6 protein-coding genes are annotated in these 14,364 nt (G+C 51.7%); all 6 read left to right on the forward strand.

The window, feature by feature from the left end:
- Window positions 1-141 precede the first annotated feature (141 nt).
- The 6 genes from FJD32_RS00955 (at window position 142) to FJD32_RS00980 (ending at window position 14,344) form a co-directional block, all read left to right on the forward strand.
- Window positions 142-9,528 (forward strand): putative Ig domain-containing protein, encoded by a 9,387-nt coding sequence (locus tag FJD32_RS00955; RefSeq protein WP_240199979.1) that lies wholly within the window; start codon window positions 142-144, stop codon window positions 9,526-9,528.
- Between the two features lie 238 nt (window positions 9,529-9,766).
- Entirely contained in the window at window positions 9,767-10,318 is a 552-nt protein-coding gene (nudE, locus tag FJD32_RS00960) for an ADP compounds hydrolase NudE (RefSeq protein WP_037430523.1), read from the forward strand.
- Between the two features lie 70 nt (window positions 10,319-10,388).
- Window positions 10,389-11,201 carry a 3'(2'),5'-bisphosphate nucleotidase CysQ gene (cysQ, locus tag FJD32_RS00965; RefSeq protein WP_037430525.1) on the forward strand — a complete coding sequence of 271 codons (813 nt, stop codon included), beginning with the start codon at window positions 10,389-10,391 and terminating at the stop codon, window positions 11,199-11,201.
- Between the two features lie 6 nt (window positions 11,202-11,207).
- Window positions 11,208-11,651 carry an N-acetyltransferase gene (locus FJD32_RS00970; RefSeq protein ID WP_088586503.1) on the forward strand — a complete coding sequence of 148 codons (444 nt, stop codon included), beginning with the start codon at window positions 11,208-11,210 and terminating at the stop codon, window positions 11,649-11,651.
- Between the two features lie 228 nt (window positions 11,652-11,879).
- The gene (locus FJD32_RS00975) at window positions 11,880-12,491 is read left to right on the forward strand and encodes a TetR/AcrR family transcriptional regulator (protein WP_088586504.1); all 612 of its coding nucleotides are present in this window, start codon (window positions 11,880-11,882) and stop codon (window positions 12,489-12,491) included.
- Entirely contained in the window at window positions 12,482-14,344 is a 1,863-nt protein-coding gene (locus FJD32_RS00980; protein WP_069453812.1) for an MFS transporter, read from the forward strand. Before FJD32_RS00975 ends, FJD32_RS00980 begins: the two co-directional genes overlap by 10 nt.
- Window positions 14,345-14,364: the final 20 nt, after the last annotated feature.

Below are 14,364 nucleotides of genomic sequence, written 5' to 3' on the forward strand. Positions count from 1 at the left end.
CTTGTTGTCCAAGTGTAGTTTTTAGCGAAACCATTTGATCATGCAACAAGATGCGCTTCCACTCTAATTTGATGATTTATTTGTAAATCATCAGGGGATTCTTCAGCGCTAAATTCTGTCGGCTCCACAAGCAGTGTTCTTGTGGATAGTACAGCACCCACCGTTTCTTCTGTGACAGCCAGTACAGCCAATGGCACTTATAAAGTGGGCGATAGCATCAGTATCCAAGTTAACTTTAGCGAAGTGGTCAATGTCACTGGTACGCCGCAATTAACCCTTGAAACAGGCACAACAGATCGTGCAGTTAATTATACCAGTGGCAGTGGAACCAGTAGCTTGACCTTCAGCTATACGGTTCAGGCGGGTGACAATAGCAGCGATTTGGACTACGTATCAACCAGTGCACTGGCGTTAAACAGTGGCACCATTCGTGACGCCGCTAGCAACAACGCAACGCTGACATTGGCAACACCGGGTGCTGCCAACTCATTGGGCGCCAATAAAGCGCTGGTTGTGGATGGCGTTACACCGTCTGTAACTAGCACTGCTCCTGTTGGTGGCGCAGTATCGACTGATACCAGCGTCGATTTCACGGTTAACTTCAGCGAATCCGTCAACAACATTTCTACCGATGACTTTGCGCTTGGTACTACCGGTGGCGCGACCGGCACTGTCGCCAGTGTCTCCGCGACCTCTGGCTCAAGTGTGACGGTGACCGTCAGTGGTATCACCGGCAACGGTACTATCAAGCTGAACCTGAATGGCGCAACGAATATCAGCGATGCTGCTGGCAACGTAGGTCCAGCCGCCTATACGAGTGGTTCCGCCCATACTGTGGCCATTCCGACAGTGCCTGATGCGCCAACCATAGGCACTGCAACTGCAGGTGATGGCCAGGTATCAGTTGCTTTCAGCGCTCCCGGCAATAACGGTGGTTCTGCTATCACTGGTTATACCGTGACCTCTAACCCCGGAGGTTTTACAAATACGGGTGCCAGTTCACCGATTCTCATCACCGGTCTCACCAACGGCACTGCCTATACCTTTACTGTGACGGCGACCAACGGTATAGGTACAGGCACTGCCTCGGCCGCATCCAACTCGGCAACCCCTAAAGCCGACCAGACAATTACCTTTGCCCAGCCGAGCAACTATAACTTTGGTACCACACCGAACTTGTCTGCAACTTCAGACTCCGGTCTCACAGTCACCTTCTCGTCGTCTACCACTGGTGTATGTACGGTGAGTGGCGTTGCTCTGACCTTTGTAAGCGCAGGTACCTGTACGATTGATGCCGATCAGGCTGGTAATAGCGCAACCAATGCGGCGACTACAGTAACCCAAAGCTTTACGGTGAATGCGGTAGTTCCTGATGCGCCAACCATCGGTACGGCAACCGCAGGCGATGCCGAGGCAACGGTAACATTTACTGCACCTGCCAGTACCGGTGGTGCATCGATCCTTGCTGGTGGTTACACCGTCACTGCTAGCCCAGGTGGTGCAACTGGTACTGGCTCCGGTTCGCCGGTTACAGTGACCGGCTTGACCAATGGTGTTTCCTACACCTTCACGGTGACAGCGACTAACTCGGCGGGCACGGGGGCGGCTTCGGCAGCATCGAATTCCATTACCCCGGCATCACCACAAACCATCACCTTTAACAACCCTGGAGCACAGACCTTTGGGACTACACCAACGCTGACAGCCAGTTCGTCTGCAGGCGGTGGTTATGTTGTCACTTTCACCTCGTCCACCCCTGGTGTCTGTACGGTGAGCGGCACTACGCTAACATTCGTGACCGCTGGCACCTGTACTATTAATGCGAATCAAGCGGGCGATTCATCCTACTTGGCCGCTCCCCAAGTCAGCCGCTCGTTTGCGGTAAGTGCGATTGTTCCCGGCGCGCCCACCACTATTGTTGCGACGGCAGGCGATACCCAGGCGAGCGTGGCGTTTGCACCTCCTGCCAATAACGGGGGTTCGAATATCCTCGGCTATGTTGTATCGGTGACGCCAAATGACGTTTTACCTGTCAGTGGAGCAGGCTCACCGATTGTGGTGAGTGGTCTAACTAATGGTGTGACCTATACCTTTACGGTGGAAGCTGAGAATGCCGTGGGTTTCAGCCCTGCCTCCAGCGCATCTAACCCAATTACGCCCAAAGCGATCCAAACGCTTACCTTCCTCAATCCGGGATCGCAAAACTTTGGTACTTCACCGACTTTGACTGCAACGTCTGATTCAGGTTTGGCGCCAACCTTTACCTCATCCACTCCGAGTGTCTGTACCATCACCAGTGGGGGCTTATTGAGCTTTGTCACTGTAGGCACTTGTACCATCAACGCAGACCAGGTGGGCAATGCGAGTTATTTGGCGGCGACCCAAGTTAGTCGTTCATTCAGTGTCAATGCCGTTGTACCCGGCGCGCCAACAATCGGCACTGCCACTGCGGGGAATGCTCAAGCAACGGTGAGTTTTAGTGCTCCGGCATTCACTGGTGGTGATGCCATTACGGGCTATTCCTTAGTATCGACTCCAGGCGGTATTACGGCATCGGGCACTTCTTCACCCATCACGATAATGGGATTAACCAATGGGACTTCCTATTCATTTACGGTTGCAGCTATAAACTCAGCCGGAACCGGTAGCGCTTCCACGGCGAGTAACGCAGTGAAGCCTAATGGTGCTCCCGTTATCAGTTCGACGGCGTTAACCAGTGCCACTCAAGATGCAGCCTATAGCTACACCTTGGTCGCAAGCGACAGCGATGTGGGCGACAGTGTCACCTTAAGCGCCGTCACACTGCCAAGCTGGCTGAGCTTCAATCCGGCGACGGGCGTGCTCAGTGGTACCCCAACTAATGCTAACGTGGGCAGTCATGCCGTGGTGCTTCGCGCTACCGATGTGGATGGCCTGACGATTGACCAGAGCTTTACGATTGTGGTGGCGAACGTCAACGACGCACCGACCATCAGTTCAATGGCGTTAACCAGCGCCACCCAAGATGCGGCCTATAGCTACACCTTGGTAGCGACGGATAGCGATGTGGGCGACAGTGTCACCTTAAGTACCGTGACACTGCCAAGCTGGCTGAGCTTTAATGCAGCCACGGGCGTGCTGAGTGGTACCCCAACTAATGCTAACGTGGGCAGCCATGCGGTGGTGCTACGTGCTACGGATGTCGATGGCTTAACCGCAGAGCAGAGCTTCAGCATTGTGGTGGCAAACGTCAACGATGCACCAACCATCAGTTCAATGGCGTTAACCAGTGCTACCCAAGATGCGGCCTATAGCTACACCTTGGTGGCGACCGACAGCGACGTGGGCGACAGTGTCACCTTAAGTGCAGTCACTCTGCCAAGTTGGCTGAGCTTTAATGCAGCCACGGGCGTGCTGAGTGGTACCCCAACTAATGCCAATGTCGGCAGTCATGCGGTGGTGCTACGCGCCACCGATGTGGATGGTCTAACGATTGACCAGAGCTTTACCATTGTGGTGGCAAACGTCAACGATGCACCGACCATCAGCTCGACGGCGTTAACCAGTGCTACCCAAGATGCAGCCTATAGCTACACCGTGGTGGCGACCGACAGCGACGTGGGCGACAGTCTCACCTTAAGCGCGGTTACACTGCCAAGCTGGCTGAGCTTTAATGCAGCCACGGGCGTGCTGAGTGGTACCCCAACTAATGCCAATGTCGGCAGCCATGCGGTGGTGCTACGCGCCACCGATGTGGATGGCTTAACCGCAGAGCAAAGCTTCAGCATTGTGGTGGCAAACGTCAACGACGCACCGACCATCAGTTCAACTGCTGTGACCAGTGCCACTCAAGATGCAGCCTATAGCTACACCTTGGTCGCAAGCGACAGCGATGTGGGCGACAGTGTCACCTTAAGCGCCGTCACACTGCCAAGCTGGCTGAGCTTCAATCCGGCGACGGGCGTGCTCAGTGGTACCCCAACTAATGCTAACGTGGGCAGTCATGCCGTGGTGCTTCGCGCTACCGATGTGGATGGCCTGACGATTGACCAGAGCTTTACGATTGTGGTGGCGAACGTCAACGACGCACCGACCATCAGTTCAATGGCGTTAACCAGCGCCACCCAAGATGCGGCCTATAGCTACACCGTGGTGGCGACCGACAGCGACGTGGGCGACAGTCTCACCTTAAGCGCGGTTACACTGCCAAGTTGGCTGAGCTTTAATGCAGCCACGGGCGTGCTGAGTGGTACCCCAACTAATGCTAACGTGGGCAGCCATGCGGTGGTGCTACGTGCTACGGATGTCGATGGCTTAACCGCAGAGCAGAGCTTCAGCATTGTGGTGGCAAACGTCAACGATGCACCAACCATCAGTTCAATGGCGTTAACCAGTGCTACCCAAGATGCGGCCTATAGCTACACCTTGGTGGCGACCGACAGCGACGTGGGCGACAGTGTCACCTTAAGTGCCGTGACACTGCCAAGTTGGCTGAGCTTTAATGCAGCCAGTGGCGTGTTAAGTGGTACCCCAACTAATGCTAACGTGGGCAGCCATGCGGTGGTGCTACGTGCTACGGATGTGGATGGTCTGACGATTGACCAGAGCTTTACGATTGTGGTGGCAAACGTCAACGATGCACCGACCATCAGTTCAACGGCGTTAACCAGTGCCACCCAAGATGCGGCCTATAGCTACACCTTGGTGGCGACCGACAGCGATGTCGGCGACAGTGTCACCTTAAGCGCAGAGACCTTACCAAGCTGGCTGAACTTCAATCCGGCGACAGGCGTACTGAGTGGTACCCCAACTAATGCCAATGTCGGCAGCCATGCGGTGGTGCTTCGCGCCACCGATGTGGATGGTTTAACCGCAGACCAGAGCTTTACGATTGTGGTGGCAAACGTTAATGATGCACCGACTATCAGTTCAACGGCGTTAACCAGTGCTACCCAAGATGCAGCCTATAGCTATACCTTGGTGGCGACGGATAGCGATGTCGGCGACAGCCTCACCTTAAGCGCAGTCACTCTGCCAAGTTGGTTGAGCTTTAATGCCGCCACGGGCGTGTTAAGTGGTACCCCAACTAATGCTAACGTGGGCAGTCATGCCGTGGTGCTTCGCGCTACCGATGTGGATGGTCTGACGGCAGAGCAAAGCTTTACGATTGTGGTGGCAAACGTTAATGATGCACCGACTATCAGTTCGACGGCGTTAACCAGTGCCACCCAAGATGCAGCCTATAGCTACACCTTGGTGGCGACCGACAGCGATGTGGGCGACAGTGTCACCTTAAGCGCCGTGACACTGCCAAGCTGGCTGAGCTTTAATGCAGCCACGGGCGTGCTGAGTGGTACCCCAGCTAACGCTAATGTCGGCAGTCATGCGGTGGTGCTTCGCGCCACCGATGTGGATGGTTTAACCGCAGAGCAGAGCTTCAGCATTGCAGTGGCAAACGTCAACGACGCACCGACCATCAGTTCAACGGCGTTAACCAGTGCTACCCAAGATGCAGCCTATAGCTACACCTTGGTGGCGACCGATAGCGATGTGGGCGACAGTGTCACCTTAAGCGCGGTTACACTGCCAAGCTGGCTGAGCTTTAATGCCGCGACGGGCGTGTTAAGCGGTACCCCAACTAACGCCAATGTTGGCAGTCATGCCGTGGTGCTACGCGCCACCGATGTCGATGGCTTAACCGCAGAGCAGAGCTTCAGCATTGTGGTAGCGAACGTTAACGATGCGCCGACCATCACCTCTAGTGCACAGACTAGCGCCACCCAAGATGCGGCCTATAGCTATACCTTGGTGGCGACCGACAGCGATGTCGGCGATAGCCTCACCTTAAGCGCAGTCACTCTGCCAAGTTGGTTGAGCTTTAATGCCGCGACTGGCGTGTTAAGCGGTACCCCAACTAATGCTAACGTTGGCAGTCATGCCGTGGTGCTTCGCGCCACCGATGTAGATGGCTTAACCGCAGAGCAAAGCTTCAGCATTGTGGTGGCAAACGTCAACGATGCACCAACCATCAGTTCAACGGCGTTAACCAGCGCCACCCAAGATGCGGCCTATAGCTATACCGTGGTGGCGACCGACAGCGATGTGGGCGACAGTGTCACCTTAAGCGCCGTGACACTGCCAAGTTGGCTGAGCTTTAATGCGGCCACGGGCGTGTTAAGCGGTACCCCAACTAATGCTAATGTCGGCAGTCATGCGGTGGTGCTACGTGCTACGGATGTGGATGGTCTGACGATTGACCAGAGCTTTACGATTGTGGTGGCAAACGTCAACGATGCGCCTGTCGCTTCCAATCAGTCTGTAACTCTTGAGGAAGACAGTTCGGTGATGATCACGCTTGCGGGTGAGGATGCCGATAATGATCCTCTGACCTATGAGATCAGCGCCCAACCTGCCTCTGGTACCTTAGAGCAGCACGGTAGTGTCTGGCTCTACACGCCTGAGAAGGATTTTAATGGTACTGACTCTATTGGCTTTATCGCTAAAGATGCAGAGCTGAGCTCAGAGCCTGCCACAGTCACTGTTACGGTTACGCCAGTGAACGACGATCCTCAAGCTATCGATGACAGCTATACCTTAACCAGTACTGCAAATGACACCTATTCGCTGGCGGTGCTGGCAAACGATGTGGATGTCGATGGCAACACCTTAAGCATTGATGGTGCTGCTGCGGATATTGGCAGTGTACAAATCACTGCTGATGGACTCAGCTTTACCGCGCCCAAGGCTTATGTGGGGCCTGTTGCACTGCGTTATACCATTAGCGATGGCAACAAAGGCCGAGCAACCGCTAAAGTGAATGTGCTGATTGAAGGCGCTGACTCAGCGAGTCAACCCGTGATCACCCTCCCTGATGATGTGGAAGTGAATGCGACTGGCCTGTTTACGCGGGTGAAACTCGGTTTTGCCAAGGCGGTTGACCGTAATGGACATCCATTACCCGTGTCGCTGGTGAATAAGAGCTTGTTCTTCGCTCCTGGCAACTACTTAGCCTATTGGCAGGCTGTAGACAGCGAGGGCAATAAGGCGATTAAAGCGCAGAAGGTCAAAGTCAATCCATTGATTTCGCTGAGCAAAGATCAAGTTGTTGCTGAAGGGAATCAAGTGACCGTGAGTGTTCACCTCAATGGTGAGGCGCCGAGTTATCCGCTGAGCATTCCTTACACAGTGTCAGGAACGGCAGACAGCAGCGACCATGATTTGGTTGATGGCGTAGTGGAGATCGCCTCAGGACAAATGGCAGAAATCCACTTTACTACCTTGAACGATGGTGTGAGTGAAGGGAATGAAGAGGTGCTAATCAGCCTTGACCCAAGCCTGAATCTTGGTAGTAAGCAGCAGACCCAAGTGGTGATTACCGAAGCCAATATTGCACCACAGGTTAGTTTGGCGGTGACTCAAGCTGGCCAACAGCAGGTGATAGTCGCGCAAAATGGCGGCGACGTGCATATTCGTGCCACCGCCTCCGATGCCAATGAGCAAGATACATTGACGTTGACGTGGGCAAGCGGCGCGTTAAGCTTGCAAGCGGATGCGACGGGGATGATGTTCTCTCCAGCCGCGGTAACGCCGGGGATTTATCCCGTGAGCTTAACAGCGACCGATGATGGTTCGCCTGTGCTGTCGAGTACCGAAACGGTGTACATCGTAGTGCGTCCAAGTTTAGCCGCATTGACGAGTGCTGATACGGATGGCGATTTAATCCCTGATGTTCAAGAAGGCTATAGCGACAGCGATAGTGATGGCATCCCAGATTATTTGGATGCGAACAATGACTGTAATGTGATGCCTGAAGGTGAATTGCAGCCAGTGTACTTCTTGGCCGAAGGGCAAGCGGGCGTCTGTTTACGTTTGGGAAATATTGCCCTAAGCCGTGGACAGAGCGGCGTGCAACTACAGCCTGAAGCCGTGGCTGAAGATGCTTTAGCCGCCAATGTGGGTGGTATTTTCGACTTTATCGCGACGGGTCTGCCACAACAGGGCCAAAGCTATAGCTTGGTATTGCCACAACGCTCGCCCGTTCCAGCGAATGCCGTCTACCGCAAGTTTAATGCGCAAGCGGGCTGGCGAGACTTTGTGATTGATGCAAACAACACTGTTGCCAGTACTGAGGGGGAACGTGGTTTCTGCCCGCCACCCGGGGATAGCCGTTGGACGCCGGGATTAACCGAAGGCCATTGGTGTGTGCAGTTGACTATCGAAGACGGCGGTCCTAACGATGATGATGGTGTGGCTAACCGTACTATCGTCGACCCAAGTGGCGTGGCGGTGATGCTCAATGGTAACCACTTGCCTGTCGCCAATCCCGACTCTGCTGCGATTGCTTGGAACCAAAGTATCGATGTCAATGTGCTTGCCAACGATACGGATAGCGATGGCGATAGTTTGAGCGTCACGCAAGTGATTAGTGAGTTTGGCACAGTCACCGTGCTGGCCAATCAGCAGCTCAGCTACACGTCGGCGGCAGACTTTATCGGCACCGATGTGTTGGTGTATAGCATTACCGATGGCAAAGGCGGTACGGCAAGTAGTGAGCTGACGATCGTGGTAAATGGCAACACGGCACCTGTGACTGTCGATGACAGCGCCGCTACCGATGACCGCACCAGCTTGCTTATCGATGTGCTGAGTAATGACACCGATGTGGATGGTAATACGTTAACCTTGTTAAGTGCGACGGCTCAACAGGGCACTGTGGCTATCGAAGCCAATAAACTGCGCTATATCCCTAAAACAGGATTCGATGGTGTGGATACCGTGACCTATAGGATTAGCGATGGCCAAGGTGGTGAAGCGACGGGGCAAGTGCTTATCACAGTGAAAGCCTATCAAGAGGTGATTATCGATAATAAGTCAGGAGGAGGCAGTATGACCTTATGGGCGTTGGCATTTATCTTGGCATGCGCGATATTGCGTCGCCGAGAATTACAGCGATTGGCCTTAGGCTGCCTGTTATTGCTCAGTGTGATGCAACAGGCACAGGCAACAGACTGGTATGTTGAGGGTTTTATCGGCCAAGCGCAGGCCGATAAAACCCTGCCTGAGTTAAACGCCCAAGTCGGAGAGGGACAACTCCTCAACGTCGATGACTCGGATACCGCATTTGGGGTGAGCCTAGGTTATCAATGGACACCGATTGTAGCGTTGGAACTGGGCTATGCCGATTTTGGTGAAGGAACAGCGAGGATTAAGGGCGCGACGTTAACGCCGGAACAATACCATGAGTTGGTGAAAACCGTCACCCCAGTGCTTGCCGATGGGGTTATGCTTGGCCTGAGGCTTACCTTGCTTGAACATGAGGGTTGGCGCTTTGAAGTACCCGTTGGCTTGTTCCATTGGCAAGCGGATATTAGTAGTACCATGGGCAATACCACGATAACGACTGATTTAGATGGCACAGATTGGTATGCGGGAGTGCGTTTTAGTTACCAATTTAGTGATGCTTGGTCTGTGGGTTTAGGTTATCAATACCTAGCTATCGAGCCGAATGACCTATTGAGTTATCAACTCAATCTGCGTTATCAGTTTTAGATGATATTGACATCAAAAGGGGCTTAGCCCCTTTTTTGTGGGTGAATTTTCGCGATAAAAAGCGGGATAGTTTTAGCCGCTTCTCCTTTGTTATTGCTTAGTGCGTGACTTAAATCCCATTACTTGGGTCGTGTTCTTTGGAATAGCCGCACTAAATTCAGGTTGTAGATTAAAGACAGGATAGTAAGATTGTCACTTATCCTAGTTAGTTTGTTGCTATTTTTATCCAGGGGCAGTTATGTCACAGCGGCACCACAAGCCGGAAATCTTGCATACTGAAGTTGTCGCTAAGAGCCGTTTGTTTCAAATTGAACAAGTCCATCTTAAATTCTCTAACGGTGTCGAGCGCCAGTATGAGCGGATGAAGGGCGGAAGCCGTGGCGCTGTGATGGTTGTACCCATTCATCAAGGTAACATGCTGTTAGCCCGTGAATATGCCGCTGGTACTGACAATTACGAGCTAGGTTTTCCTAAGGGATTAATAGACCCTGGTGAGCAAGCTATCGAAGCGGCCAATCGAGAATTGCAGGAAGAAATCGGTTTTGGGGCCCGTAAGCTGACCCTGTTGAAAGAACTTAGCCTTGCGCCGGGTTATTTCTCTAGCAAGATGCAAATTTTCATAGCAGAAGATTTATATGAAAGCCGCCTCGAAGGCGATGAGCCTGAACCCATAGATGTGGTGCCTTGGGCGTTGGCCGAGTGGGAAGCGTTACTCGAAAATAGCGATTTTTCAGAATCCCGTAGTGTAAGCGCATTGTTTTTAGCGCAGAAACATCTACAACTTAAATAATCTTTTTTGTTATAGCATTCAGCAATTGAGTGCTTGTGGATCATTCGCGATGTTAGCGATTGGAGTAGTTATGAAGCCAGAAGAGTTAATCGACGAGGTGATTGCGATAGCAACGGATGCGGGTCGCACTATTCGTGAGATTTACCTCAAGGGTAATTTTGAGCGAGAGACTAAGTCTGATAATACCCCTGTCACCTCGGCGGACTTAGCGGCGAATAAGCTGATATGTGAACGTTTGGCCGCATTGACGCCCGATATTCCTATCCTGTCTGAAGAGGCTGCCGATATTCCCCTGAGTGAGCGTGAAGGCTGGAAACGTTATTGGTTAGTCGACCCTCTCGATGGCACGGGAGAGTTTATTGCCGGTAGTGGTGATTTTTCGGTGATCATTGCGTTGGTGGAGCACAATCGTCCAGTAATGGGTGTGGTCTATGTGCCGATGACGCAGGTGTGTTACTACGCCATCGCGGGATTAGGTGCCTATAAACGCACCGATAAGCAGGAAGTGCGCATCAGTAGTCGGCAAATTCAGCACCGTGAGCAAGTTTCCCTTAGGTTAGCGGTGAGTCGTCGTCAGGATCCTCAATCCGTGTTGACCCTCTTCAATCATCCTAAGCATTGTGAGCTTGTGGTCATGGGCGGTGCGGCCTTGAAGAGTTGTCTGGTCGCCGAAGGACGCGCCGATTGTTATGTGCGAGTAGGGCCGACAGGTGAATGGGATACCGGCGCCGCGCAGATCATTATTGAGGAAGCGGGTGGTCAGCTCATGGATACCGAGCTGCAACCTTTGACTTATAACGAGCGTGAGACGCTTGAGAATCCTAACTTTATTGTTGTTGGTGCGCCAAATTTAGAGTGGGATAAAATTTTAATTGGTGAATAGGTTTACATGCAGTCGATTCGTCCAGTATTAAAGTCAGAGTTAGCCGACGTTTTTCAACTTGAACAGGTTATCTTTGGCGATCATTGTTATCCCGATTTTTTCTTCCGCCAAGGGTTTGATTGTTGGCCTGAGTATTTTCTTGTTGCCATAGATGATGGCGGTAAGCTGTTAGGTTATGTGCTCTGCGCTCAAAGTGGCGACCCTACCTGTATGTGGATCCTGTCCGTGGCGGTGAGTGAGCAAGCCCGCGGACGAGGCATTGGTAAACAATTAATACAACAATGTTTAAGCCAAATACCACCTCTGGTTAAGCGGGTGGATTTAACTGTCGATCCCCATAATCCTGCCCATGGTTTATATCAGCGTTTAGGGTTTGTCGATACTGCCTTCGAAGCGGACTATTTTGGCGCTGGGGCCGACAGAGTCGTGATGAGTTATCACTGCCGCTAGGTAAAAGTTCAATCTCGAAATGGTGCCCTCAATTGAGGGCGTCATTTTTTATGCGTTAAAAGTTAAATTCCCTCCAAGGTTCGCATCGAGCGATTGCCCAGAGTTAGACTTTCTTCCCTCATTTTTATGCCTTTTACTTCATGCTGTACGCAAAATAAACTTATTTTGAACGTTGTTTTTTATTTTTTAGGCTGTTAATCTCACACCATTCAACAGGGAGTGAGACCTATGGCGAGACGCAAAGAACATAGTCATGATGAGATTCGTGCTATGGCAATAGAAGCAGCAATGGCACTGCTGCAACAGCAAGGGACACAAGAACTGAGTTTACGCAAGATTGCAAGCCAGATTGGCTATGTGCCGAGTACCTTAATCAATATCTTTGGTAGCTATAACTACCTTTTGTTAGCCGTTTCTGAGGCAACGCTGCAGGCGCTGATGCATGAGCTCTCCGAGGTAAATGCAGATAATAGTCGCAATCAGATCATCAGTATGGCGCAAAAATACGCTGAGTTTGCCCATGCGCAGCGCCAATGTTTTAAGTTGGTATTTGAACTGCAGCTACTCGACTCCGAACCTTTGCCCGAATCCCAAGGCCAACTTATTGCGGGTTTATTCAGTTTAATTGAGCGTGAGTTAGCCCTATTGTTCCCCAATAAGACTGCTGAGCAGCAACTTCAAATGAGCCGAGTGCTTTGGGGCGGCATCCACGGACTCACCGCCTTATCACTGGATAATAAATTGTTTGCCGATACGGCATCTTTACCCGCTTTACTAGAGAGTCATGTGACAGGGTATTTACAGGGAATGGGTTATCAGAGGGAAGCATCATGCTGCTAACAAAACGTTTTTTACCGTATTTCGCAACCCAATGTCTGGGCGCACTTAACGACAATATCTATAAAAATGTGTTGCTGTTGCTCGTCACCTTCAGCCAAGTCAATGATTTACCCATTAGCGTCGACATGTTTGTTAATTTGGCTGCGGGGGTCTTTATCCTGCCGTTTTTCCTGTTCTCTGCCCATGCTGGCGTCGTGGCCGACAATATGGATAAAGCCAAACTTATCCGTCGATTAAAATTGCTCGAAGTCATCATTATGTTCAGCGCCGCACTCGCCATTGTGAGTGAGAATTATATGATGATGTTATTACTGCTGTTTTTAACCGGTAGCCAGTCAGCCTATTTTGGACCGGTCAAATATTCCCTCTTGCCTCAAGCCTTAAAAGAGGATGAGTTAGTGACGGGCAATGCCTGGGTTGAGATGGGGACGTTTTTGTCTATCTTGATCGGTACCTTGAGTGCCGGGATCTTAGTGTCTGAAAACAACGCCACCTTGTGGTCGGCCATCACGGTCGCAGCCCTTGCCTTGGCGGGGTATTTGTCTAGCCGTGCGATCCCTGCTTTACCGCCGCAGGGCACGGTACAGAAAATCCAATTTCGGCCATTATCAGGCACTTGGCGCACCATTAAGAAGGCACGCCAAACGCCTTCGATTTGGATGGCCATCCTCGCCATTAGCTGGTTCTGGTTTTTGGGGGCGACATATCTGACCCAATTCCCTAACTTTGCCAAGCTGCATTTGCACTCTGGTGCGACAGTGGTGTCGCTGCTACTGGGAATGTTCTCTATTGGGATTGCGGTGGGCTCCTTTGTCTGTGAGCGTTTTTCCTTTGGCCATGTGGAGTTAGGCTTGTTGCCCTTTGGGGTGCTCGGGTTAACCGTGTTTGGTGTGGACTTGCTGTGGGCGATTCCGCCTGCACCTGCGGATGCTAGTTTTGTTTATGGCTTACAAAGCTTTATTGCTGAGCAGAAGCATTATCGAGTGATGTTGGACTTCTTTATGATTGGGGTCAGCGGTGGTCTGTTTATCGTGCCTCTGTACGCCTTTATTCAAGCGCGTTCTGCGAAGGGAGAATGTGCGCAAGCGATTGCCGCGAATAACATTATGAACTCGCTCTTTATGGTGGCGTCAGCGTTGTTGTCTATGCTGTTACTCGGTGTGGCTGGCTGGAGTATTCCACAGTTGTTCTTACTGCTAGCCGTGATGAATTTCGTTGTTGCTCTCTATGTGTATTCACAAGTGCCTGAGTTTACCCAACGATTTATCAGTTACTTACTCAGCCATGTGATGTATCGAGTGACTGTGACTGGGCGGGAAAAGATCCCCAAAGAAGGCGCGGGTATCATAGTCTGTAACCATGTGAGCTATGTGGATGCGTTGATCATTATGGGGGCGTCGACCCGGCCGATTCGCTTTGTGATGGATAAATCGATCAGTGAAATTCCGGTGCTGAAATACCTGTTCCGCCATGCAGGAGTGATTCCGATTTGTTCGCCGCGCCAGAGTGAGACGACTTACAATCAAGCCTTTGAATCAATTCATGAAGCGTTAGCGAATGGCGAGTTGGTGTGTATCTTCCCTGAAGGTCGTTTAACGCCGGATGGTGAACTCGGTGAGTTTCGCCCTGGTATCGATAAAATCTTGGCCCGCGATCCCGTGCCCGTAATCCCTATGGCGCTCAATGGTCTGTGGGGCTCTTACTTTAGTCATAAAGATGGCCATGCATTGACTACAATGCCTAAACGCTTCTGGTCCAAGGTATTGGTGAGTTTAACGGATGTGGTGGATGGGCAAAATGCTGATCGGCACTCGCTCAGGGATAGTGTCGCAAATCTACTCAATAAGCATTAAGTTAACGAGATGGATAAAGA

The organism is Shewanella sp. LC6 (genome assembly GCF_006385735.2).
Taxonomy (GTDB): Bacteria; Pseudomonadota; Gammaproteobacteria; order Enterobacterales; family Shewanellaceae; genus Shewanella; species Shewanella xiamenensis.